Annotated in this window: 18 protein-coding genes and 2 pseudogenes; 14 read left to right on the top strand and 6 right to left on the bottom strand. The window is 58.5% G+C overall.

The genetic code is table 11. The annotated features are described in order from the left end of the window. Positions 1-1,537 precede the first annotated feature (1,537 nt). Complete coding sequence (locus tag RFM98_RS29945; RefSeq protein ID WP_320312117.1) at positions 1,538-2,110, bottom strand: helicase-related protein; 573 nt, start codon at positions 2,108-2,110, stop codon at positions 1,538-1,540. 384 nt (positions 2,111-2,494) lie between these two features. Between RFM98_RS29945 and RFM98_RS29950 the strand changes: the two genes are divergently transcribed. Then, entirely contained in the window at positions 2,495-3,805 is a 1,311-nt protein-coding gene (locus RFM98_RS29950; protein WP_320312118.1) for a Fic family protein, read from the top strand. A gap of 428 nt (positions 3,806-4,233) precedes the next feature. Here the strand turns inward: RFM98_RS29950 and RFM98_RS29955 are convergent, their stop codons facing one another. Further along, complete coding sequence (locus tag RFM98_RS29955) at positions 4,234-4,380, bottom strand: transposase (protein ID WP_320256166.1); 147 nt, start codon at positions 4,378-4,380, stop codon at positions 4,234-4,236. A gap of 149 nt (positions 4,381-4,529) precedes the next feature. Here RFM98_RS29955 and RFM98_RS29960 point away from each other — a divergent pair. The 8 genes and pseudogenes from RFM98_RS29960 to RFM98_RS29995 form a co-directional block, all read left to right on the top strand. Beyond that, a pseudogene (locus RFM98_RS29960) lies at positions 4,530-4,808 on the top strand (homogentisate 1,2-dioxygenase); the annotation flags it as partial. Between the two features lie 152 nt (positions 4,809-4,960). Continuing rightward, on the top strand, positions 4,961-6,442 hold the full coding sequence (nifB, locus tag RFM98_RS29965; protein ID WP_320312119.1) for a nitrogenase cofactor biosynthesis protein NifB: 1,482 nt from the start codon (positions 4,961-4,963) through the stop codon (positions 6,440-6,442). 33 nt (positions 6,443-6,475) lie between these two features. Next, positions 6,476-6,670, top strand: a complete 195-nt coding sequence (locus RFM98_RS29970) for a 4Fe-4S binding protein (protein WP_320216494.1) — start codon at positions 6,476-6,478, stop codon at positions 6,668-6,670. Between the two features lie 97 nt (positions 6,671-6,767). Continuing rightward, positions 6,768-7,092, top strand: a pseudogene (locus RFM98_RS29975) (nitrogen fixation protein NifZ). Then, positions 7,089-7,301 (top strand): putative nitrogen fixation protein NifT, encoded by a 213-nt coding sequence (gene nifT / locus RFM98_RS29980; protein WP_040971429.1) that lies wholly within the window; start codon positions 7,089-7,091, stop codon positions 7,299-7,301. Before RFM98_RS29975 ends, nifT begins: the two are co-directional and overlap by 4 nt. Positions 7,302-7,343: 42 nt before the next feature. Next, a complete protein-coding gene (locus tag RFM98_RS29985; RefSeq protein WP_320312120.1) occupies positions 7,344-8,228 on the top strand; it encodes an SIR2 family protein in 885 nt (294 codons plus the stop codon). Between the two features lie 203 nt (positions 8,229-8,431). Further along, positions 8,432-10,192: an ABC transporter ATP-binding protein gene (locus tag RFM98_RS29990; RefSeq protein ID WP_320312137.1), complete on the top strand. Its 1,761-nt coding sequence runs from the start codon at positions 8,432-8,434 to the stop codon at positions 10,190-10,192. Next, on the top strand, positions 10,192-12,150 hold the full coding sequence (locus RFM98_RS29995) for an ABC transporter ATP-binding protein (protein ID WP_320312121.1): 1,959 nt from the start codon (positions 10,192-10,194) through the stop codon (positions 12,148-12,150). The genes RFM98_RS29990 and RFM98_RS29995 overlap by 1 nt, the downstream gene beginning before the upstream one ends. A gap of 369 nt (positions 12,151-12,519) precedes the next feature. Here the strand turns inward: RFM98_RS29995 and RFM98_RS30000 are convergent, their stop codons facing one another. After that, positions 12,520-14,148: an MFS transporter gene (locus RFM98_RS30000; protein WP_320312122.1), complete on the bottom strand. Its 1,629-nt coding sequence runs from the start codon at positions 14,146-14,148 to the stop codon at positions 12,520-12,522. 513 nt (positions 14,149-14,661) lie between these two features. On the opposite strand from RFM98_RS30000, the gene RFM98_RS30005 reads away from it, so the two are divergent. After that, positions 14,662-15,348, top strand: a complete 687-nt coding sequence (locus tag RFM98_RS30005) for a transposase (protein ID WP_320216501.1) — start codon at positions 14,662-14,664, stop codon at positions 15,346-15,348. A gap of 314 nt (positions 15,349-15,662) precedes the next feature. Continuing rightward, positions 15,663-15,965 (top strand): DUF982 domain-containing protein, encoded by a 303-nt coding sequence (locus tag RFM98_RS30010; protein WP_320312123.1) that lies wholly within the window; start codon positions 15,663-15,665, stop codon positions 15,963-15,965. A 232-nt stretch (positions 15,966-16,197) separates the two neighbouring features. On the opposite strand, the gene RFM98_RS30015 is transcribed toward RFM98_RS30010, so the two are convergent. The 3 genes from RFM98_RS30015 to RFM98_RS30025 form a co-directional block, all read right to left on the bottom strand. Next, positions 16,198-17,226, bottom strand: a complete 1,029-nt coding sequence (locus RFM98_RS30015) for an LLM class flavin-dependent oxidoreductase (RefSeq protein ID WP_320312124.1) — start codon at positions 17,224-17,226, stop codon at positions 16,198-16,200. A gap of 197 nt (positions 17,227-17,423) precedes the next feature. Beyond that, positions 17,424-18,452, bottom strand: coding sequence for a pyridoxal phosphate-dependent aminotransferase (locus RFM98_RS30020; protein WP_320312125.1), 1,029 nt, complete (start codon positions 18,450-18,452; stop codon positions 17,424-17,426). 557 nt (positions 18,453-19,009) lie between these two features. Beyond that, positions 19,010-20,440, bottom strand: coding sequence for a dicarboxylate/amino acid:cation symporter (locus RFM98_RS30025; RefSeq protein WP_320216505.1), 1,431 nt, complete (start codon positions 20,438-20,440; stop codon positions 19,010-19,012). A gap of 224 nt (positions 20,441-20,664) precedes the next feature. Between RFM98_RS30025 and RFM98_RS30030 the strand changes: the two genes are divergently transcribed. The 3 genes from RFM98_RS30030 to RFM98_RS30040 all read left to right on the top strand — a co-directional run bounded on the left by RFM98_RS30030 (position 20,665) and on the right by RFM98_RS30040 (position 25,356). Further along, positions 20,665-22,551, top strand: coding sequence for a sensor histidine kinase (locus RFM98_RS30030; protein ID WP_320312126.1), 1,887 nt, complete (start codon positions 20,665-20,667; stop codon positions 22,549-22,551). Further along, a complete protein-coding gene (locus RFM98_RS30035) occupies positions 22,548-23,921 on the top strand; it encodes a sigma-54-dependent transcriptional regulator (RefSeq protein WP_320312127.1) in 1,374 nt (457 codons plus the stop codon). The genes RFM98_RS30030 and RFM98_RS30035 overlap by 4 nt, the downstream gene beginning before the upstream one ends. Before the next feature lie 403 nt (positions 23,922-24,324). Next, a complete protein-coding gene (locus tag RFM98_RS30040; RefSeq protein WP_320216508.1) occupies positions 24,325-25,356 on the top strand; it encodes a LacI family DNA-binding transcriptional regulator in 1,032 nt (343 codons plus the stop codon). Positions 25,357-25,439: the final 83 nt, after the last annotated feature.

The raw sequence follows: 25,439 nt of genomic DNA on the forward strand, positions 1-25,439 counted from the left end.
CTTCCTGGTCCCGCAGCATGCCGCTGTGGCGCACCACCGCACAGGAGAACTGAACGATGTCCCGAGCTCGACCAATGTCATCGAGGGCATTGTTGAACAGATTACTCGACATTGCGCGAGAGACGCGTCCCGCTTGCAAATCGGCAGTTTGTCTATGCGGCGGTAGCCCGCCTCCGTGGGAAAGTCCGGACCGCTGCGCCTGGCGCGAGGGTCCGCCCTCGGCCCGCAAAGCGCCTGATTGCTGCCGCGACCCTTCAGGCCGTTGAGAACCTATGCGGCGGCTATCGCGCGCGCTCCCATCGTCGCTGCGTGGCGGCCTGGCCTCCATGCCGGACGGAGTTTTTCCAAGCGAGGAGGCGGAGGCGCGAGAGCCTTCGGGGACGCGATCTCTGCGCCTCGATCCGGCATCGGAATCCGAAGGGCCCGGTTGCCGCCGTGAACCGGAACGGCTATCGCGCGCGCCTCCATCGTCACGGCGTGGCGGCCTGGCCTCCATGCCGGATGGGTTTCGACCATGCGACGGGGCGGAGGTGTGTGAGCTTTCGGTGACGCCATCTCTGCGCCGCGATCCGGCATCGGAACGCGAAGGAATCGCTTGCCGTCCTTCACCGCGTCCCGGCTCATCGTCAGAACGCAAAGCGCTTTCTTCCTCGCTTGCTTCACCTTCTCGCGCCAAAGGAAAACGGCGCCGCGCCATGCCCGTTCCGCGCAATGCGGAAGCGAAAAGTCGTGGTTGACCAACGGGGACGCGCGCGGACCGGTCCTGCGGGGTATCATCACCGCGGCCTGCGACGCGGCTGGAAGAAGCTTCGCTAGCCTGCGGCTCGCTGTGCGTCCGCTCGACAATCGAGTTGAACGCGTTTCCACCTTCTGCCGCGGCGTGACCTGATGCGGCGCGGGGCCTGCCGTCCGGGGCGCCACCGGCTGGAGTGTCTCCGATGCGCGATCTTCCCGTCCGGCCGATGTTGGTCATGTTTCGTCTCCGATCCAGGCAACAACGCATCGCCTAAAGTGTGTGGAGCAACGACAGGCGAGCCAACATGGTCGTCGCTCAGGAACCCCAAAGCGCGCCTAGGCACCGAACCCGGGAGCTCTGAAGGAAGCACCTTGTCCGATCGGTAAATCGAGCAGGCCCTTGGCCGGGCCGACGCTCGAATACCTTTCACTCGCAGTCGGGAGGTCGCAATCACCTAACAACCATTGCTTCCTTGAGGCGGAACGTAGCTTGGCTGACCTGACAACAAACTGACGCGCTATGAGAGCTGAGCAGAATCTGAGAGCCGCCGGAGCAAACCGTTGCTTTTGGCCAAGGGACGATGGCCGGCTGAACTGACGTGCGAACGGTATGGCCGACGCGAGTACGTTAGACCGGCTGCGACCGTAAGGCACACGGAATCCAGCTGCTTGGAACGCCAGACTCCTATCCTCAGAGGGGACGTGACTTTCTCCGGAGTGAAGGTGCATCTATGACCAAGTGTGCGGCGAGCTCATCGTGGCGAATCTCTTTCCTTTCTGATTTGTTCGGCCGCAGAGCGCCTCACCCCACCAAAATTGCAGCTCCCGCATCGGCTCCGTAGCCAGCAATGACGCGGGCGACGTACCCCGACATTCCACGGCGTTTGATCTCTGGTTGGTTGCAATGGTCGCAGCAGGCCCGAAAGCGTCGAGCCTTACCCCGGCTGCTGAACGCCCAATCCAGAACCCTGACCGAAAGGCTTGGGCGCCGGGCGATCTTCGGCCCCTGAAAATATTCCGAGATCGCGGTGCGCATGCAGGACCGGGTCCTCATTAGCTCGCTGACCTGATCAATTTGATGATGGCGCTGCTCCAGCATCTGCTCCCGGTCGAGCGCGAGTACCTGTGCTGTCTCCACCGTTTTCTCCGCCATGAAACGCAGCCTTGAGATATCGCGGCCCACGCTCGAACCGTTGTGGAACATGACCGCCACGGGAGGCTTCCCATCCCGTCCGGCGCGGCCGAATTCACGTAGCTGGTGCTCAACCGACGCCGCCTGCTGCCAACGGATCACGAGGCGGACGTTCGGCACGTCGAGCCCCATACCAAAGGCATTGGTGCAGATGATGGTCGACGGTCGGTCTGCTTTGCCCAAGGAACCGCTTGACGAGCTCCTGCCGCTCCCATGCGTCCCCAAGTTTGGAATGATAGAGCGGCACTTCAAGCCCGAGACCGCGCAGGGCCGCTTGCAGCCTCGCCGACGTTCGTTGACGGTACTAAGACCATCGCCTTCTGTCCCTGGAGCTGAGGTGTCCGCACGAGAGATGCGATTTCCCGTGCTCGCATGCAGCTTTTATGCTGGCAATCCAATACTCGAAAGTCGTTTATTATCAGTTGCTTGCGGTAACAATTTATGCATTCCGCGCCCTTTCTAGGACACGGTGCTTGAAATTATGCAGCTTTTATGCATATATTGGATGAAATGATGAGAGGCAGTGCTATTATGCATCCCGTACTTCGCGTCCCGGAACTCCAGGGCTTGGAAAAGAAAATCTATGAGACCCTCGTTCGGCGTGGCGGCAATGGGCTTTCGCAGGCGAAGATAATCCAGTTGTTAGAGCTTGCCCCGTCCAGTCAGTCTTCGGTTTCAAGAGCTCTTGCCAAACTCGGCGCAGCCGGGCTCGTCGAGAAGTCTGGAACCACGAGAGATGCGTCGTTCAGCCTAACGGCGGAAGCGAAGTGGTTTGCGATTCCAGGCCACCTTCGACCGCAGGTGAAATACGATCCAGACCGCTTTGGATCCTACGACCCTAACGTTGCACCCTGGCTTGATCCTGCTTCGCACGCGCTCATGTCCGAGTCCGTCGGAAAGGGTAGCCTAGAGCTCGATCCTTCCACCTACACGCGTGAAATTGCCGAAAGATTCTTGATCGAGATGTCCTGGGCTTCTTCGGCGCTTGAAGGAAATACTTATTCCCTGCCTGAGACCGAGGCGCTCATCAAATACGCGGAGGTCGCGGGGGGAAAGTCTGAAATCGAAGTCCAAATGATCTTGAACCACAAGCAGGCGATTGGATGGGTTATCGACAACATCGCGACAGTGGAGATCGCTCCGGAGACGGTGATGAGACTGCACGCGATGCTCATGCGCACTCTGGTCAGGCAGAACAATCTCGGCGCGGTTCGACGCGAGCCGGTTAGCATCACGACCAGTTCATACGTTCCGTCGTCCGACCACACCGAGTTATCAATGGGACTTTCGGAGCTCTGCTGGAAGGCGTCCACAGCGAAAGACCCGTTCGAGGCCTCCTTCGCTTTGCTTGCAGGCATCGCTTACCTGCAGCCCTTCATAGATGGCAACAAGAGGACCGGGCGACTGCTCTGCAACATCCCGCTACTGAAAGCAGGACTGCCTCCCATCTCCTTCATCGGAGTGGGTAGAGCCGCTTACGGGATCGGCATGACGACATGGTACGAACTGGCTGATACAAGCCACCTCGGTAAAGCGATCGCCGAAGGCTATGCAATCACAGCGCCGTCCTACCTTGTGGCAACCACCACCAAGAGAGTGCCGCGCTCAGTGGAGATCAGAATGCGACGGCGCCTTGACGACGCCGTCGCGGAGTATCTCAGCCAGGCAGTCGCCAGTCCCGATTTGATGTCAAGCGATTTCGCGAGAGACGCATTCAGGGAGCTCGAGGGAGAAGACCTGGATGTCATAGTTCAGTCCTTCGTGGACATCATCGCGTCTATCAATGAGTTGAACTGCGTCGCATACGGTGTCGCGCCTGACCTTGTCGAAAAATATCACAGGGTGAAACCCGGCGGAGGCGCACACGTTGGACCGTAGGTCCTCCTGCATAAATCGCAAAGGCAAACACTTGATATAACGGTATATTTTTCGGCCAAAGCAATTTTGCATGAAAGATGCATAAATTGACGCCTTCCAATGAGTCCGCCGTCTCCGTCATCAATCCGAATGAGCAGACCGCTTTCGAGTTAGTAAAGCGATATTGGAAGCTGTCCTGGGCGAGATCGGCAGGGCCGTTCTACTACCGCTGCGACGGAGAACTGGGCTTCAGATTACCCTATCGGCGGGACACCATGCGCATCATCGTGGCACTGCCGGACGCTGACGAAATGCCTGGGACTGCGCCCTCCCTTTGTGGCATATTCGGGTGCGCCTTTCTCCATTTCGGCAGAAAGCGTGTGCTTGTATCACGACCATTTCGTTACGCGAGTCATCAGCGTTTGCAGGCTCATAGATGAAGGTCCGCATCATGCCTTTCCCGCACCGGACTCGTCGAGCTTCGGCGTCAGTCCCAGGATAGGCCCCACCGCCTTGGAGCTTCTGAATCGCTGCAGAATGTCGATCGTCGCGGCATAGGCGAGCGCCACCACGTCGCCGACACCGATAACCGTCATCAAGCACCGGCAGGTCGCGTTATTCCTGGTTATCGTGAGCACTTTTTGTGCAGGCGAGCCAATTCGGCGCGCACTACCGCCGGGCGGCCAGCAGCCTCCATGATCTCTTCGAGATCGGGCATGCCTTCGACGAGCTCGCAAATCCGCTCCTGCGCAAGCCGAATACCCATCTGCCCGGCTCGCTGCCCCAGGGGCGCAACTCGCCGCAGCGGCCGGCCTACGGCCTCAATGCCGAGCAGCTTTCGGGCTCGCCCTTCACGCGGCGCGTGGCACCAAAAGCGTTCCTGGCTCTACCGCATCCGGCCGAGCTTCCGGCACACCGGCCGCTTCAAGGCACTATCTGCTTGGGAAGACCGCGCCCAATCTCGGCGACCATGAGCTGGCGCTCGGCGAGCATCGCTGGAACCCGGCCGATGCCGAGCGAGCCGACCTGTTCAAGTCGCAAGTCCGACAAAAATGTGACGTAACGAACAGGCGGAATCGCGCATGAAAGCCAACATATTGAACTAAAACCGCTTTTTGAGCTGGCACAACTTTTGCGCTTTGAACTGCAACGTCCACCCCAGGAACGGAGCCGTTCATGTCCTTACCGACGATTTCGCTTGAGAGTTTGGTCAGCACCAAATCCTTCGACAAGTTGCTGACGATCGCGAAATCCACCGGCTGCGCATCTTCATCCTGCGGCTCGTCCGCAAAGCCGGACGAGATGGACTCCGCGGTCTGGGAGAAGATCAAGGACCATCCATGCTATTCCGAAGAGGCGCACCATTATTTCGCGCGCCTGCATGTGGCGGTCGCGCCAGCCTGCAACATCCAGTGCAACTACTGCAATCGCAAATATGACTGTGCCAATGAAAGCCGGCCCGGGGTCGTCTCGGAAAAGCTGACCCCAGACCAGGCGCGACGCAAGGTAATCGCGGTCGCCAACGAAGTGCCCCAGCTTTCCGTGCTCGGGATCGCCGGACCGGGCGACGCCTGTTACGACTGGAAGAAGACAAAGGAAACTTTCGAACGCGTCGCCAGTGAAATCCGCGACATCAAGCTGTGCATCTCCACCAACGGGCTTGCGCTGGCGGATCATGTTGCCGAGCTTGCCGACATGAATGTCGATCACGTGACAATCACCATCAACATGGTCGACCCCGAAATCGGCGCAAAGATCTATCCTTGGATCTTTTACAACCATCGCCGCCACACCGGCATCGACGCTGCCAGGATCCTGCACAAGCGGCAGATGTTGGGCCTGGAGATGCTGACCGCGCGCGGCATCCTCACCAAGATCAATTCGGTGATGATCCCCAGCGTCAACGACGAACACCTGATCGAGGTCAATAAATGGGTAAAGGAGCGTGGCGCGTTCCTGCACAATGTCATGCCACTGATTTCCGACCCGGCGCACGGTACGCATTTCGGCCTGACCGGGCAGCGCGGCCCAACGGCGTTGGAACTGAAGACGCTTCAGGATCGCCTCGAAGGTGGCGCCAAGCTGATGCGCCATTGCCGGCAGTGCCGGGCCGATGCTGTCGGCCTGCTTGGCGAGGATCGTGGCAAGGAGTTCACGATCGACCAGATTTCGGACGACATCACCTACGACGCCAGCAAGCGCGAGGCCTATCGGGAGGTGGTCGCGCGCGAGCGCGGCGATCACGTGGTAGCCAAGAGCGAAGCGATCGCGACGGTCAAGGCAGCGGGTTCCAGCAAATCGCTCCTCATCGCTGTGGCGACAAAGGGCGGCGGCCGGATCAACGAACATTTCGGCCATACGGCGGAATTCCAGGTTTATGAGGCCTCTCAGAGGGGGATCAGCTTTATCGGGCATCGCAAGGTCGAGCAGTATTGCCTCGGCGGTCGAGGCGCGGACGCCACCCTCGACAGCATCATAGCTGCGCTCAAAGGCATCGACATCGTGCTGTGCGCCAAAATCGGAGATTGCCCCAAGGATCAGCTCGCAGAAGCTGGAATCCGGGCAATGGATGTTTATGGCTACGGCTACATCGAGACCGCTATCAGCGCGCTTTACGCCGCCGAGTTTGGGAGCGAACCACTGGCGGCGACGGCTTGAGTGTCTCGTCCCAACCGAATCAGGAGTTGAGAAATGGCCTTCAAGATCATCGCCTCGCAATGCACGCAATGCGGTGCCTGCGAGTTCGAATGTCCATCGAGTGCGATCAAATTCAAGGGCGAGACCTACGTGATCGATCCGGAGCAGTGCACCGAATGCAAGGAGGCCTTCGATACCCAGCAATGCGCCTCGGTATGCCCGGTGCCGGGGACCTGCATTCCCGCCTAACCTCCAGTCGGGTCACCGGCACGGTCGGGGTCGCTTCCGGAGCACGCCATGACCTCCTTTGTTAACGAACTGCAGCCGCGAGAAAGGAAGGAAGGGGATGGGCCTCGGACGCGAACAGGAGGTCGAGATCCGCAAGCCTCCACGATTTATGCCGGGCGAGCGGGTCCGTGCCACACGCCACATCAAGAATGACGGCACCTATCCCGGTAGCGAGATAGGCGCAAACCTCGTGCGGAAGGGCGATGAAGGCTATGTGCGCGACATCGGCACCTTTCTCCAGCAGTTCTACATCTATGCGGTCGAATGGTTCGATCGCGGCACCGTCGTTGGCATGCGCGCCCACGAACTCATCAGCCTCGACAAATCCGGGGATCCTTGTGCCGAAATCACTTGTGGTCACTAACAAGGGAACAGCCCGATGAAGGTTATGATCCGCAAGACCGACGCCGGCCTATCGGCGTATGTGCCCAAGAAGGATCTCGAAGAGCCGATCATCGGCGTCGAGAATGAAGAGCTATGGGGAGGGTCTATAACGCTCAGGAACGGCTGGCGGCTCGTTCTGCCCGACCTTCCGCGAGATACACCTTTGCCAATCACCGTCGAGGCAAGAAAGATTTCCGACGAGGATTGATGCCGCAGGTCGGCAACCTGAGAGCGTCAACGGGAAACGAGCATGAATAAGATTCTGGCCTTGGGCCATCTTGTGATCAATCGGGACAGCCATGCCGCAAAGCAGCTTAACCTGCTGAAGAAGGCTCTCTGCGCCGATGAGATCATCCCGTATCTGGGTCCCGACCTGCTTCGGCTTAGGTACGAGGAACCACCGGTACCGCACACGCCGCAAGCCGTTGCCGCCGCATTCAACGCGCGGGCGCCCGCTCCTTCCAAGATTCGCACCAATATGTGGTCGGTCGCTCAATTCATCGAGCAGCGCCGGCATCGGCGGACGCTCCAAGCCTGGATGGCTGAGATATTCGCAGGGCCGGTGGCGCCGACCGTTTTCCATGCCTGGCTCGCGACACTTCCCCTCTCGCTGATCGTCGATACCTGGTACGACGGCGCCATGCGGGCGGCCCTCATAGACACCGGCCGCACTGATGTCGTCGAAATTCAAGGCGTCACGCGGGCGCACGCAATTGGCGACGTTTGGACGAAAACGTACGATTTGTCTGGAACGGAACTCCAACCAGACTCGGCGGCAACGACGGTCCTCTATACGCCGCACGGCAGCGTCAAGCCGGCGGCAAACTTCCTTATCGCAGATTCGGATTACGTCGAGGCCCTAACCGAAATCGATATCCAGACTCCGATCCCTCGAGCCGTGAAGGAACGGCGCACCAAGCGCGGTTTCTTCTTCTTCGGCTGCCGGTTCGACGACCAGATGCTGCGCACCTACGCCAGACAGGTCATCAAGCGCTCAAGCGGCCCGCACTTCGCGGCTATTGACTCGGCAACGCTGACCAAAAACGAACGCCGCTTCCTTGCAGCAAACGCAATCACGGTCATAGACATGCCGGCAGGCGAAGCCGCGGCTCAACTGGTTGGGACAGGCGTCTAGCAGATGATAGCCAGCTTTGCATGTCATGGGCATTTGACGGGGGAGTCGTGCGCCTCAAGACCCTCCAAACGGCCCAATATCACTGGAATGCACCCCCGAACGGTAAGGCTATCCGCGGCGTGACGAAGCCCGGGAATTCGCTCGCGAATGGAGAAGCGGCCGGTTCGGTCCAGGGCTTGAGCACGATCGCCCGCATTACGCGGATGAATTTGCGGCACCCCTGGCTGGTCACCGTGGCTATCGGCTCGACACTCGTTGCGGCATCGCTCCAATTGCTCATCCCCGAGCTCCTCGGCCAGGCCATCGACCAGACCCAGACAGCCATCGGCGGGGGTGTCAACGGAGCGGCAGCGCAAGAGGGGCTGTGGACCTCGGCGCTCCTGCTGCTTGCCATTAGCGTGCTGCGCGGCCTCTTCACGCTGGCTCAGAACTATCTTGCCGAAGCGGTCGGACATCACGTCGCGTGTGAACTGCGGGTCGCTTTTTATGAGAAGATCCAGCGGCTCAGCTTTTCTTTTCACGACCAGGCGCATTCAGCCGATCTGATCACGATCGGCATGCTCGATCTGGAAGGCGTGCGTATGTACTTCTCTGCCGCTCTGGTTCGCGCCGTTCTGCTCGTCATGTTGATCGGGGTCGGCGCCCACATGCTGATTTCCATCAACCTGGTTCTTGGTCTCCTCGCGCTGAGCTTTGTGCCCTTCGTCGGATGGCGCTCATCAATCACACAGATCAAGCTGCGGGCCACATGGCTTGACCTGCAGGAGCGGCTTTGCGTCCTCAGCCGTGTAATGGAAGAAAATCTTACCGGCATCCGGGTTGTCCGCGCGTTTGCAGCGCAGGCCTACGAGATGCTGAAGTTCGACCGCGCATCGAAGAGTGCGCTTGGCCTCATGCACGAACGGGCCCAGATTTACGTGCGCGATATTTCCGCGATGAATTTCTCGTTCTTTTTCGCCATGGGGTTGGTTCTGTGGATCGGCGGCAACAAGGTCATCGCAGGCGAAATCAGCGTCGGAAAACTTGCCACGTTCCTCACCTTTATGACCATCCTCCAGATGCCCGTTCGCCAGATAGGCTTGATAGTCGATGGCTTCGCCCGCGCCTCGACATGCGGTTCGCGCCTGTTCGGGTTACTCGACCTGGATATCGCGATCAAGGACGCAGCAGACGCCAAACCGCTCGAAATCAGCGAGGGCACCTTGCGCTTCGACGATGTTTCATTCGCCTATCCGGACCCTGAGAACCGCCCAGTTCTGAAGAATATCAGTTTTGAAGCCCGCAAGAGCGAAACGATTGCAATTGTCGGCCCGCCCGGCTCGGGCAAGTCGACCATAGCTCATCTGATCCCTCGTTTTTACGACGTCGCCAGCGGCGTCATCACGCTTGACGGCCAGGATATCCGCGAGGTCACCCTGGCGACGCTTCGCAGAGCCGTCGCGGTCGTGCAGCAGGATGCATTCATTTTCCCCACGACGATCGAAAACAACATCGCCTATGGCGATCCCTGGGCCAACGCACAGCGGATCGAGCGCGCAAGCGAGTCGGCTCAGCTTCACGACTACATTCTCCGGCTGCCGGCCGGTTACAAAACGGTGGTGCGTGAGCGCGGCGTATCCCTGTCGGGCGGCCAGCGTCAGCGCCTGGCGATCGCTCGCACGATGATGCTGCGCCCGTCGGTCATCATATTCGACGACTCGACTGCCGCGGTCGATGCCGCCACAGAACAGCGCATTCGCTCCGCGATGCGACTCTTTGCCAAGGACCGCGTGACCATCATCATCGGCCACCGGCTAAGTTCGCTCATGGATGCCGACGCAATCCTGTTTATCGAGAACGGCGAGATTGTCGAGCGTGGCACTCATGAGGAGCTTCTGGCGAAGGGGGGACGCTACAAGGCCCTCTACGATCTCCAAGTGCGCGCATTTGATGACATGCTGCCCAACCAAGAGGGGGTGAGCTGATGCTCCAGCGTGGCGAAGTCGAGACGGAGCGCGACGATGCCCGCGACGACCGGCGTCCGCCCCATGCGGTCGTCGGTTCGCACCGCATCGAAGAGGAGATATTCGGGCAGGCGTTTGACAAGAATATTGTCCGGCGCATTTGGGCGTTCGTGCGACCCTACCGCACCAACTTGATAGTCTCGGTTGCCGTGATGTTGATCCTCACCGGCACGCAGCTTCTCGTCCCGCTGACCATCCGCTTTGCTATCGACCACGGCATGCAGCCGGGAAGTGGCGATCGTTCGGCCCTGCTCGCAGCCGCCTGCGCATTCCTTTTCACCATTTCGGTCAATTTCGGCGCCAGCTACACGCAAGAGATCGTGATCTACAAAATGGCGGAGAAAGTTCTGTTCGATATTCGCCGCGCCACGTTCGGCCATCTGCAGGACGTGGCGCTTTCCTTTATGGACAAGACAGAGGTGGGACGGCTGATGTCGCGTCTGCAGGGCGACGTCAATTCCATGCAGGAACTCCTCGAAACCTCGGTGTTTTGCCTGGGCGACATCATTCTTGTCTTTGGCATCGTCTTCGTCATGCTGTGGCTCGATGTTCGCTTGGGGCTCCTTACGTTCTCACTGGTGCCTGTTCTCCTCATCGTGCGCATCTTCTGGCTGCCGCACGCCCGCGGCGCCTTCATGGCTGCCAACGAGGCCAATTCGGTTTCCAATGGCGCGCTGGCCGAAGCCATTCATGGCGTAAGGGCAGTGCAGTCCATGGACCGGCAGCAGGTCAATTTAATGCTTTATGACGACAAAGCCCGCGCCAATCTCAAGACACATCTGACCGCCGCCGAATACGCCCAGATCATGGTGCCGATCGTCGATAGCCTGACGGGCGTTGCCATGGCTGTCGTCATCGTCGTCGGCGGCTCAATGGTCATGAGCGATCGCATCGATGTGGGTGTGATGGTCGCGTTCCTCTTCTACATCCAGCGCTTCTTCGATCCGATCCGCTCCCTCACCTTGCAATATTCGATCATGCAAAGGGCAATGGCGTCGGGAAAGCGACTGATCGACGTGCTTGACGTCAAGATTGAGGTCCGGGACAAACCGAATGCCACGGAGCTTTCGCCCGAGATGGACGGCTCGATCGAGTTCAGGAACGTTACTTTCGGATATGATCCCAAGCATCCGGTATTGAAGAACGTATCGTTTCGGGTCAATCCCGGCGAAACCGTCGCCCTGGTCGGGCCGACCGGTTCAGGTAAATCCAGTGCAATGGCCCTCGTCCACCGCTTCTATGATGTCCAGGAGGGGCAGGTGCTGGTCGGCGGGTATGATGTGCGCGATCTCACCCAGAAATCGCTTGGCCCTCAGATCGCCATGGTGCTCCAGGAGCCGTTCCTTTTTACCGGCACGGTTTTCGAGAACATCCGCTACCACAAGGCTGAAGCCACGCGGGAAGAGGTTATCGAGGCCGCCATGGCGGTCGGCGCGCACAGCTTCATCGTGCGCCTTCCTAATGGATACGATACCGATCTATGTGAAGGCGGCGGCAATCTCTCGCGGGGCCAGCGCCAGCTTATCAGCTTTGCGCGTGCGCTTGTCGCAAACACCAAGATTCTGGTACTCGACGAAGCAACCGCCAATATCGATAGCTACACGGAAATGCTGATTCAGAAGGCACTGGTCAGGCTCCTCGAAGGCCGCACTGGCCTCGTCATCGCCCATCGCCTTGCCACAGTCCGAGGCGCCGACCGTCTTGTCGTTCTCCAGAATGGCAAAGTCGCCGAATCCGGCAAGCACGACCAATTGATCGAAATGGGCGGTCTCTATTCCAAACTCTACAGGCTCAACCACGCCTCGTTCGACGACACGCCCGATGAGCAACTCGACACCTCCGAAGCAGCGGGCTACAGATCTGAGGCGCGAAGCTCCGAGGAGCCAGCGCATTCGTGCAAGCGTTTTGCCGAGCGGTGATAGCCGACGCGTCGCCGGCTTTGCACAAGCAGATCGAGCGCCTGTGCGATGCCGATCTCGCCACCACCCATGACGAGAATTTGATTTTCACGAAAAGGCTCGCGATAGGTCCCGTGATTTTTTCTCCAAGCCTCGCAGCGTCCCAGAAAAGCACGCGTCATAGACTGGCTGAAGCCCGACGAGGATCGGTTATTCATTGGCGTAGCATAGATCGCCGAAATCTGACGTGGCGTTAGCCTTCATGGGCGAAGATGCAAACGCTACGCGCTTGGCGCACAGCTGGCCCAAGATCTGCCCCAAGTTCTGAGCAAACGGGCTTCCGGTCGACGCCGCCTTCTCTTGAGCCAAGTTATTGGTTTGCGGTTTCGTTCAAGTCCTGTCCAAATGAGGCCGGAGCGGCATATCGTCATGTACGCTCACGGTTTGCCGTTCGATCTTGTGGTGAATTTTGGGCGGGCAGTCGCCACAGTGCAGGGCTTCAAGGCGCGCAACGATTTCGGCGTCATCTTGGGTCTGCCTCTCGTTGTGGCGAACATACTCGACCCAAGTTGGCACATGATAACACTCGGTCCACAGTTCGGGCTTTTCGAGGTCACGCAGCAGCGCCCATTGCCTGGCTCCATCTCGCAGTCGGGCTTTTCGCCATGATGCCATCACATTGAGAAATTCTGGAACGTCTTTCTGGTGAATACGATAATCGACCATTATCATGATCGGTCCGCTTCGTGGTCGCAGGTCAAGCTGCAGGGTTGGCTCGCAGAACGTGTTGGTCGGATCGAGTTTGAGCGTTTCAAGATCCGGAAGACGCAAAATAACGCCGAGCAGTCCGCCAAATACAAGAACCAAGCTTGCGACGAGCAAGGCTCCCGAAACGCCTTGCAGATCCGCTAACTGGCCCCAGAGCCAGCTTCCCGCTGCCATGCCGCCATATGCGGCCGTCTGATAGAGAGAGAGGGCTCGTCCCACCACCCACCGAGGCGCCGAAAGCTGAACTGTGACGTTAAACAGCGAGAATGACTGGATCCATGCCGCACCGGCTGGCATGACGAGCAGGCAGCTAAGCCAAACGTGCTCGCTCCACGACAGGAACAAGCAGCTGATCGCCAGTGTAAAAAACGCACCGCGAACGACCCATTCGTTGGAGAGAATTTCGCGGGCGCGTCCGATGAGGAGCGCGCCACAGATCGCTCCCAAACCGAAAAAGCCAAGCATGACCCCGTAGGTGACCGCAGTGCCCTTAACCTGTTCGCGAACAACCAACGGCAGGAGAGCCAAAATGACGACTGCGGTGAGGCCGAAAATGAAACTCCGGCACATCAGTTTGAGAAGGTTTGGCGACAGAAGCACATAGCGGAATCCTGCCGCCATCGCGCTTCCGAAAGCCTCCCGCGGCAGCGCTCGTCGCGCCGGTACAGTTTTCCAGCGTAACAGCGCGGCGATCAGGGCGACATAGCAAAATACATTGAAGAGAAACGCGAAGGCCGCCCCGGCGGTCGCCACGATTATGCCGCCAATCGCCGGTCCGATGCTGCGCATGAGGTTGTAGCTCATGCCGTTGAGCGCAACTGCGCTTGGGAGGTCTTCGCGAGGCAGGATATCTCCCATCGAGGCTTGCCACGACGGATCGTGCAATGCCCAACCACAGCCGATCAGGAACGTGAGACCCAGAAGGGTCCAGGGTGTGATTTCCCCGGCGTAGGTCAAGAGCGCCAAGGACGCTGATACGCAAACCATCAGCAGTTGCGCCATTAGCATGATCCGGCGACGGTCAATGTTATCCGCAAGCGCTCCGGCTGCGAGCGAGAAGATCATGTAGGGCAAGGTGGTCGATGCCTGTACGAGCGCCACCATTCCATGGGAGCTGGCAATACTCGTCATCAGCCACGCAGCCGCCACACCTTCAACTAGCGTCCCAAGATTCGAAACAAGGGCCGCCGACCACAGAGAACGGAATGTCTTGTGCTGAAAGGGTACGAGTGGAGATGTTCTCTTCGCCATTGTGGGAAGCTTCGGAATCGACCGCGAGGCTGGATCTCTTCAGCTCACTCAACCACGGCCTCGCGGCTCAAGCCAAGCTGCCACAGTGAGCGCGCCTGCTAACCCAGGCAGATAGTTGTGGGCTGACGCTAAACCGCTGGCGAGATCGGCCGTTATCATCTGCTGGCGAGTTCTTCATGCGCACTGAGCACAATCGAGATGCAGCAGTTTTTCATTTCAAGAAGAGTTCCCGAGTTCCCCGACGGCAAGATGCGACATCTGATCCGATACTGCACCGCCCTGCAGCTTCGGACGCTCAAGCGTTTCCGAGCCGAATGCAACCCACTCCCGTAGCGGTGCATTCCATTCTCCTCGCGCGGAGGCCTGCGCTCGGCCCGCTTGCGAACACTGGCGCGACCGGTATCACTTGCTCGTCGAGGGACTTTTACGATAAAGCTCGGCGCGAACCAGGAAGCGCCAGGAGTTCCGAGCGGCGACTTCATTCTTCTATTCGTTTCTCATCAGGAAGGAACTATGAGGCGGCAAACGCGACCATTCACCGTGGAAGTCAAACAGAAGCGCCGTTATAAAAAAGCCGCCCGTTCCATCTGGGGCGATTTCGACATCGCCGCGGCGATGGGCGAAACTTCAGAGGAGCTCCAGAAGGTTCAACTGTCCAATCGTCAGCTTGTTGACTCTACTGTCGCGGCCCTTGATGCTGAACCTTTGCACAAACCGCAAATGGAGAATTTCATGGCAAATCGCCTGGAAACCGAAACAGCAGTAATTCCTACCGAACCGGCAGCCGAAGCGGAGAAGTCAAAATCGAGGGCGAGAACACCGCGGTCGAGGAAGCCAAAGGCTGAGCCGAGCGCGCCTGGCCGTAAGAACGGCGCCAAGCCGACATCCGCGACCACTGAAGCACCGCCATCGGCACGGACAGGCCGCAAGGTCTACTCGGTAAAGGAGCGCGGCCAGAAGCTCGCTCAGATCGAGACGTTGATCGGCGGCGGCGCCACTCTCAAGAGCGCGGTGAAGCAGGCCGGCATCTCGGAACAGACATATTATCTTTGGAAGAAAGCGGCGACGCCTGCAGCGGACAGCGACGAGCTGAAGGATCTCGTCGCGCTCGAGGAAGAAAACAAGCGGCTGAAGAGCCTGCTTGCGGATCGTCTGCGCAAGGAAAATACGGAACTGAAGAAAAGGCTTGGGCTGGATTAATTCAGCCTGAGCTTGCGGCTTCCCATATCGGCGCGCTGCCAGGCGATGTCGTGCTGTCTTTCGCTGCGTTGCGGTGAATGACCGGGTTGGCCGACTGGGTTCACCGTTCATCGGCGGCGTCCAGAACGATCGACATTGTCGACGTGGCCAATTTTGCGGCAGTAGACTGGTGATCGATCCATTTCCTTCCGAGGATGAATTGCCGACTTTTCTCTTGAAGCGTCATCGGGCTGACAACACATTCTGCAATGGTCGGCGGGTGTCGATGACGCCGCCTCGCAAGTCGGCTGTTCAGCAGGTCGGGAGGAAACGAAATGAAGGCGCAGGCCTTCGGCAGTCCGATTTTCGTGAAGCGTGCCGCCTATGTCGTGCAAGAGATTGCGGACCTCGAGGACGCCATCGATTTTCTCGATGAGTGGCCCGAAGATCGCAGGGACCTGATTCATGAGACTGCCTTTAAAGCATGTTTTGACGCTTATGATGGGAACAAGCCCTTAAGCGCAGCCCGCGCTGCCTTTTACGGCTTTGCGAAACGGGCCGTCATATTGGAAGATCCAACCTCGGCGATGCAGTGGATTGCCGCCTGCAAGACGGGCAGTGGCAAACGGTCCGTGTGAACAGCGACGTTGAGCGAGGGGGCTGGGAACGTGGGGCAATGTGGTCCCGTGAAGTGTCGCGTCCCAGAAAACCAGTTCTAACCATCGTCCGGAAACGGCGTCCGACCTAGGCAGGCATAGCGATGGAATCCCACGTCGGCCACGCGCTGCAAGGCTATGGTCTGGCAGCGGGCTGGTTGCTGGTAGACGCCGCGGGCGACACCTTCGAGCCGCCCTACGCCACGATTCATGGTCAGCCAAATCGGGTCATGATTTCAGAATGAATCGTCACTGCAGTGTACAGAGACGCTTCCAATGGCAAATCCCCAAACGCGAGCTGGCAAAGAAGATAGTTGGCCCCAGCCACTTCCAACTGACCAAGAAGAGCGTCCCGCACAAAAGCTGCCGTTCCCGCTATGCACAGTTCACTTTCAATCGCCGCTTCGAGGGTCAGCGGCAGGTTTGGTGGAGTTGGAATGCCATTGAGGTCGTAAAGAAACTTGAAGCTCTTGAGCCATGTTTCATAAGCAGGTGCCGCGATCGAATAGGCATGCGTGTCAGAACGCCCAATCACGATCATGCGCAGCAATCCCAGCAACGGCGACGGATTACCTTTGTCAGTGGTTTCCTCCCGCTTGGCGCGGAAGGCGTCGGTAACTTTGCGTACGGAGGAGCTATGCCCCACGCACGCGAGATTTGCGCCATTCGCGGCGGCCCAACCTGCCGATTCGGGTCGATTGGTGGCGACCCATGTCGGAGGACGCGGGCGCTGATGGGGTCTAAGCGTCAAGGGAACGCTATTCAGCTCAAAGTGGCGGCCCCGATAGGATAACTTCCCGCCTTTCATGGCGGCGATTACGATTTCGCTGGCTTCCGAATAACGGCCTGGCACTGCGTCCGCGCCAATCCCAAAATAACCCAATTCGGCTGAGAGAGAGCCTCGCCCAATACCGAGCTCCACCCTACCACCGCTCAACTGGTCGAGCATACAGATCTCTTCGAACGCCCGAAGCGGATGGTAAAGGGTAAGGAGCATCACCAGCGGCCCCACACGCAGCTGGCGGGTGCGCTGTGCGACGCTCGATAAGAAGAGATTTGGCGACACACCTCTCCCATGGGGGGTGCAGTGGTGCTCTGCGAGATGATATGCATAAAAGCCGAGGTGATCGCAGGCCTCCGCCAGCTTGAGACGATCGGCGCATTGTAGGCCGATGTCGCGACCGTCCTCATCCAAGTGATCGAAGATTCCGAAGGTCGGCTTCGAAGGCAAGACGTTTTTCACTCTATTGTCTCCGGAGTTTTGACGCGGAAGGTCCTTGCTTCGGACGAAGCTCGAAGCGCTCAAAGCAACGACATATTTTTGCGAAGCAACCCCTGTCCGCGGGGGTATAAATATGATTTCTATAGGCAGGTGGGTTATACTTACTGCTTTAGTCTTCTCAGTATATCAGACGTCCCAGACAGCAGTCTGTCCATTTGTTATTTTGTGCCTATGCTTACACTTATGTGTTCTTTCAAAAATGAATTTGAAAAAGTCGCGACCAGTACTTTCCGCCGCTTCAACGTTTTTTGCCACCACCTACCGTCTTGTCCTGGCGGCACGCGGGCTAGCAAGAAATTTGCATGCGAAGGCGTTACGGAAAATCCCAGTTGCGAGAGCGCGAAGGACACGCGCTCCCGTTCCTGCTTGATGTATCTGTGGTTCTCTTCATAGGCGTCGCGATGCGCAAGGATGCTGACGCCAACCGCATGGCCGATCACGTTCATGTTGAAAACATTTTGGATGCTGCGCAACCTTCCAATGATTTCGGGATGCCCCAATCCAAAACCGATACGGATACCGGCGGCGGCGTAGCTTTTTGAAAATGCCCGTAGGAGCAGAATATTGGGATAATGATCGGTAAGGCGCAGGCCATTATCCGGGGCGAAGTCGACATAGGCCTCATCCAGGCGATCCGACTGCGCCGCGAGGCGTTCGATCTCGGCCACCGAAACGAATGTTCCAGTTGGATTGTTCGGATTAGCTAGAAGAATGAACTTGGCGCCTTCTGCGGGACCAGAGAGCAATTCCTCTACCGGCAGGACATCAGATTGACCGCATTCGATTTCAAGAAATTGAGCCCCCTGCAACATGGCGAGTTTGCGGTTGAACGAAAAGCCTGGCGATAGCATCGCCACGCTGTCGCCAGGGGCGAGGAAGGCCCTGTAGATGAGTCCCAGCAGCTCGGAGGATCCGTTTCCGGCAATCACTTGATCCTTGGTGAGGCCGTAGGCATCAGCCGCCGCTTCCCTCAAGCCGATGTTGTCGTGTTCTGGATATAGATACTGCTGCTCAAGGGCGGCAATTGCACTTTGCATTACGACTTCCGGCATCGGAAATGGATTCTCGTTCGTATTCAACCGGACGCAGCTATCGTCCAGCGAATGGCGATCGGAGGGCAAAGGCTTTAGTTCCCTTGGCACCTGCGAAAACGACGAAAGCACGCTTTTTAGTTTTGTTCCCGACATATCCTCTCCAGTCGACTTGAGGGCTCAATCATCCACCCTCAACTTGCTCATGTTTAGCTCCCCATCAATTTCACTACTTCCTTTATAAGTGCTAATAATCCTTTTGTCTGAGGTCATCTCAAACTCAGGTTAGCTTTCTTGTAAGAGCCAATTAATGTTCTTTCCTATTTCTAACAACACTGCCTCATCGACTTCATCTGCCTCCGTGCGATGGTTTTAAAGGGGCATGACGAAACGTCTATTTCTGAGGCTATGCTTCGCATATGCATGCCTCGCCGTTTGTTCATCGACATATTGGAGGCTGGTTGCGAAGCGGCGTTGATCTGCGCCAGATTGCTTTTCGACCACGGCTAATGAGGCGCCACAGTATTTCTACCGCTCGCGTCAATAGCCGGCCAGGACCGCCCGATCCTCGTGCTGGATTTCCCGGGGTCGATTCGTTTGAATCTCTATGGTCGACACGGCGCCGGTGAACAGCGCTCCAGGCAAAAACCCGCATAGTGATGAACGTTGTTTGCTCAAGCGCGATTGGGCTGCTGTCGCCGCGTTTGTTTTCATCAATCCGCGAGTCCTCGCTTGGTGTCTGCGGCTTGCCCGTGCTGTGGTGGTGACCGATCCGGCGAAGGGACGGGTCGCAACGAGGCGGCCTCACTTGGCGGCTGTGGGACGGGTGGCTGGCCGGCCAATGTCTCGGCAAGATGATGCCCTGCAAACGCGGCTTCCAACTGCGCCTGATCCAATTCGCCTTCCCAACGGGCGATCACGAGCGTTGCCACGGCATTGCCGATGATGTTCGTAAGGGCCCGGCACTCAGACATGAAACGGTCGATACCGAGGATCAATGCCATGCCAGCCACCGGAACGGACGGCACCGCAGAAAGAGTAGCGGCCAGCGTGACGAATCCGGCGCCGGTGACCCCCGCCGCCCCCTTAGAGGAAAGCATAGCAACGAGTAGCAATAGGATCTGATCGCCGATCGAGAGATCCGTATTCGTCGCCTGGGCGATAAAGAGGGCCGCGAGCGTCATATAGATGTTGGTGCCGTCCAGATTGAAGGAATATCCCGTCGGAATGACCAGGCCCACGACTGAACGCTTGGCGCCAGCCTTCTCCATCTTCTCCATGAGAGTGGGCAGCGCGGCCTCCGAGGAGGACGTTCCAAGAACCAACAGCAGCTCTTCCTTGATGTATCGGATGAGAGAAACGATCGAGAAGCCATTGAAACGGCAGACCGCGCCGAGAACGATAAACACGAAGAGAAAAGCCGTGAGGTAGAACGTCCCGACCAGCATTGCGAGATTGACGACGGAGCCGATGCCGTACTTGCCGATTGTGAAGGCCATGGCGCCGAACGCGCCGATCGGGGCAGCCTTCATCAGGATACCAACGAGCGCAAAGATCGGCACGGTGAGCGCCTGGAGGAAGGAACTGATCGGCTTGCCCATCTCTCCAACCATCGCAAGCGCAATGCCAAACAGGACCGAGAAGAAAAGGACCTGAAGGATGTCGCCGTCTGCAAAGGCGGCCACAATCGTGGTCGGAATGATGTTCATCAGAAAGCCCGTCACGGACTGCTCGTGGGCCTTTGCGGCATAGGGATTGACGGCTTGGATATCGAGCGAGGCCGGATCAATGTTGAGGCCGGCGCCCGGTTGAACGACATTGGACACGATGAGGCCGACGATCAGTGCCAGCGTCGAGAAGGTGAGGAAATAGACCATCGCCTTGCTGGCTACCCGGCCGACCTTTTGAAGGCTGTGCATGCCGGCGATGCCGGTCGCGACGGTCAAAAAGATCACCGGTGCGATGATCATCTTGACGAGCTTGATGAAGGCGTCACCAAGCGGCTTCATGTTTTCGCCGATTTCGGGGTTGAAATGGCCGAGCGCGACGCCCAGGGCGATGGCGGCAATCACCTGCACGTAAAGCCGTGCATAGAAAGGCTTGCGAGGCGCGGCGTTTGCGTTGGGGCCCTTTGCGGTCAACATAAATCTCTCTCCCAGACCGGATCTCGGCAGTGCCTCTCCTCCCCGGGTTATTCCCGATCGCTGCGCTCCGGTCGGACGCTGCTGCGCTGTTCGTCGCAAGACATATGCCAACCGGAGAGGCCGAGCGGATCGCGCAATTTCGGATGTTTTCAGGGAGGTTGCGCCACGCACATGTGTGAATTTCCGCACTCTGTGGTTCCATTTGGCGAAATCCGGCACTAAGGTTGAGTCTGGAGAACGCGGTAGCAAACGACGGCATCAGCGAGGGTGGCTTGCATAAGGCCCCGTTCAACTTCCCTGGCAGATTGGGCACCGGCAGGTTTCTCTGGCTTGTGGTTTTGTTTGCACTTCTTGGTCCGGGGCTCGGTTTTTTTGTTTTTGCAGCCGGCCGTATTGCCGGCACCAAAGCTGAGTCAGACCTACGCGACCGTGCTCTTGCCGCGCGCCCACTTGCAGCCGACACTTTGAAAGGAGACGTCGAGAAGCAGCGATTGATTCCGCGCGTCTTGGCTCGTGATGGTGCGGTCCAGGAGATGCTTCGCAGTCCGGGCACCGGTGGGGAAGCTGCGCTGGATGAAAAGCTTCGAGCCATCGCGCGCGACGCCGCCTCTTCAGTCATCTACGTCATCAACAGTGAGGGAACGACGGTTGCTGCGAGTAATGCCGGCGAGCCCACCAGTTTTGTCGGCCGCGATTACCGTTTCCGTCACTACTTCGTTGAAGCGATGGCGAGCGGCATGGCCACGCAATACGCACTCGGTACCGTTAGCAAGCGCCCCGGCCTCTTCTTGTCGAGCCGGATCGATGGACCGGAGGGGCCACTCGGTGTCGTCGTGGTGAAGGTCGAGCTCGACCGTGTGGAGTCGAGCTGGCGCGAGAGCGGTTTCGTAGTCTTCACGAGCGACGAGCGCGGCGTCGTCCTTTCGACCAGCGTGCCTCAATGGCGTTTTGGCACTCTCTCTCCTCTTTCCAAAAAAGAGGCAAAAATCGCCCGCGATCGTCTGCAGCTGCCTGGCGCGGCGTTCGAGCCCGTTCCGCTTTCGCACCGCGGCGGCAACCTGGTCACCGCAAGTACCGCCGACAAGGCAGCCGGCTTTGTCACGGTTTCGCAGGATCTCGGCAAAGTGGTCCCAGGTTGGCGGCTGTCACTGCTCATTCCTGCCGATGCAGAGATTTCCGCGGCGATGATGACAGCCCGCGCGACAGCACTGCTTGCCCTCGTGCTCGTGGCATTTGCCGTTTCCGTTATTGTTCGACGGCGCCGGGCGATCCGACAACGGCAGGACGCGCTTGCGCACATGAACGCGGAACTGGAACATCGCGTCAACTTGCGTACGGCAGAGCTCCGCCGCTCGAACGAAGCGCTCGCAGCTCAGATAGCCGAGCGCGAGAATGCCGAGGCAAGGGTGCGCCGGTTATGTGAAGAACTCTCTCAGGCGAATCGCCTCTCAATTCTTGGACAGATCGCAGCCGGAGTTGCTCACGAGATTAACCAGCCGGTGAACGCAATTCGCACCTATGCCGAGAATGCTTCACGTCTTCTCCAAGGCGACAGGCCGCGAGAAACCGCCGGGAATTTGAAATCGATCATCGCTATAACGGGACGTATCGGGGCGATCACCGAAACGCTGCGGTCGTTCTCTCGCCGCGCAACCGGTTCCGTGGGGCCAATATCGGCGGAGGAGGCGATCGACGGGGCGCTTTCGCTCCTTTCGGGCCGCATCCGCGAATGCGGCGTGACGATCGAACGGCAACGGACAGATCCGTCTCCGACGGTGATGGCAAGTTTCGTTCGGCTGGAGCAAATCCTGGTCAATCTCTTGCAGAATTCGCTCGATGCCCTGAAGGGCCTGCCGGAGCCGCGGATCGAGATAGCACTTGCCCAGAACAAGGAAACAGTCACCATTTCGGTTCGAGACAACGGTGCCGGCCTCGCCCCTGAAATTCGCAAGAGCCTCTTCATGCCGTTCACCACAAGCAAGGAAAAGGGGCTCGGCCTTGGCCTGCTTATTTCAGAGGAAATCGCCCGCGAGCTCGGCGGCTCGTTGCGACTCGATGCCAGCCACGAGAGGGGGACTTCCTTCACAATCGAATTGAGGCGCGCCGAATGAGTGGCGAAAAAGGGCCTGTCATCTTCGTTGACGACGACGAGGATCTGCTGCCCGCTGCAGGGCAGATGCTGGAACTTGCCGGCTTTAGCCCTATCGTCGTCAATTCCGCCGAGGCCGCACTCGCCAGAATCGACGAGAACTTCAATGGTCCCGTCGTCAGCGACATCCGCATGCCCAGAATGAACGGGCTTCAGCTCTTTGACCGGGTGAAAGCAATCGATACGGACATCCCTTTTGTCCTTATCACTGGGCACGGCGACGTCGAACTCGCCGTTGCCGCCATCAAGGACGGCGCTTACGATTTTATCTCCAAGCCATATGAGACCGACCGGCTTTTGGTGACGCTGAATCGCGCTTCCGAAAACCGGCACCTGGTCCTCGAAAACAGGCGCCTCAGGGATGCGGTCGTCCGATCCGCGGGCGATATGCCTCTCTTAGGGAACGCGCCGAGTATGACATGGCTGCGAGAAACGATTCGCCAGATCGCCGATACGGATGTTGACGTCCTTGTGGAGGGTGAAACCGGCACGGGTAAGGAGGTGGTCGCGGATCTGCTTCACCGCTGGAGCAGACGAAGTACCAAGCCGTTCGTGGCCTTGAACTGCGGGGCGCTGCCCGAAAGTGTCATCGAAAGCGAACTTTTCGGCCACGAAGCAGGTGCGTTTACCGGTGCGCACAGGCGTAGGATCGGTCGCCTCGAATACGCGAATGGCGGCACGCTATTCCTCGACGAAATTGAGTCCATGCCGCCTGCACTCCAGATTAAACTCCTAAGGGTACTCGAGACCCGCCAGGTCACGCCACTCGGAACCAACGAAACCCGCAGCATCAATGTTCGTGTCGTGGCTGCGACGAAGGTCGATCTGAGCGATCCGGCCGCCCGCGGTGACTTCAGGGAAGATCTATATTTCCGTCTGAACGTCGTGACGGTCAATATTCCGCCTCTTCGCGAGCGGCGCGAGGACATCCCGATCCTCTTTGCGCATTTCTTGGAACGCGCGTGCAAACGCTTCGGCAAGCCAGTGTGGGAGATAACCGCGGCCGTGCGTAATCATCTCATGGGCCATGATTGGCCCGGCAATGTCCGCGAACTTGCACATTTCGCGGATCGGGTTGCATTGGGACTTGAAGGGGCGCCGAATTCGCCCCCTGGAAAAAGAGGCGCTGAATTAAGTCTCTCTCTTTCCGAAAAGGTTAGTTTTTATGAGGCGACCGTTATCCGCAACGCATTGCGGGAATGCGATGGCGACGTGAGGAGGACGACCGAGTTTCTGCAGGTGCCCCGCAAAACCTTCTACGACAAGCTGAAACGCTATGGAATAATTCCGGGCGCGTATCGAAGCAGCCGCGATTGTTCGAAATCTTCTTGAACTCGCCCGTCGCCGAAAGGCTGCTATGGGCTTGTGGGCACCGGGAAAATGAAAGCTGCTTGCGCCCAACAATACACTTCTCCGGTGCGGATACGTCAGCGGCGCGCTCTGGCGGTGTGCGGATCGTCTCGTGAGAGGGGGGGCGCCTGATGATCGGGCCGTTTGGGATCAGTCCTTTTTGGCTCCGAGACCTGAAAGACCTCGTGCTGCATATGTGTTCTTTCGGTCGATGCGTGTCGATGCAGTTGCGTCGAACTGCCAACGAGCACGCACCGTAATCGCCGAATCCGGCGAAGAAGGGATCTACTGCGACATCGCGGCATCAACCACAGGCTGACACATTCTGTCAAATTCCGTGACCCCGTCCTGTATGTTCCCCATGACTTCCTGTTAGACTCGAATCATGACTAAGCGCCCCACAATTGCAGATCTCGCCCGCGAAGCCGGGGTTAGCGTAGCGACCGTCGATCGGGTTTTGAACGGCCGTCGACTGGTGAGGGAACAGACCGCACGACGGGTCTGCGAGGCGGCCCGCGTCATCGGCTACAACGCAGCTGGTCTCATGCAGCAGCGCGCGCAGCGGATTTTGCCGGAGTACCGATTAGGCTTTATTCTCGGAATGCCGGCCGAGCATTTCTATCAGGATTTCGCGCGAGAGATCAAAGCTGCTGTCAGCGCGGCACAGTCCTTCCGGGGCATTCCAGTCGTTGAATTCGCGCCGTCGCATAGGCCTGGCGACCTGGTCGAGCTGCTCGAGGACATGGGTGCACGCTGCCACGCGATCGCGATGATGGCACCGGATCATCCAACCGTCACGGCAGCTGTCGAAGAACTCAAATCGAACGGAACCCCGGTTTTTTCGCTGCTTTCCGATTTTGCCGCCGGCGTGCGCGAGGGCTATCTGGGCCTCAACAACCGCAAGGTTGGACGGACGGCCGCCTGGATGTTTTCCAAGGTTGCAAAAAGGCCGGGCAAGGTGGCGGTCTTGGTCGTTAGCCACCGTTTTCAGGGTCCCGAATTGCGAGAAACCGGCTTTCGCTCATACTTTCGTGAGAAAGCGCCGATGTTCGAGGTGCTGGACACGCGCGTGAATCTCGATACGCGGCAAACCACCTACGAGGCCACGCTCGATGTCATACAACGCGAATCCGAACTTGTCGGCTTGTATGTCGCCGGCGGAGGCACGGAGGGCGCCATCGCTGCGCTCCGGGAAGAGGGCGATGGTCGGAATCTCCTCGCGATCGTCAACGAGATCACGCCAGAGTCGCGGGCAGCACTCGCGGACGACCTCATTACGATGGCGGTTGCCACGCCCCTGCGCCCGCTTTGCCAAGAGTTGATGACGCTGATGGCCAGGGCAATCGAGACAGGCACCGCGGAGGCGCCATGGCAGACGTTCTTGCCGTTTGAGATTTATCTGCCGGAAAACATTTGAGGCGAGATTCGCTCTCTTTGAGCGGTTCGCTACGACAGAGCATAACGACAGAATTCCATTTATCTCATCACCGGAAAACGTTC

Source organism: Mesorhizobium australafricanum, from assembly GCF_033977265.1.
Lineage (GTDB): Bacteria > Pseudomonadota > Alphaproteobacteria > Rhizobiales > Rhizobiaceae > Mesorhizobium > Mesorhizobium australafricanum.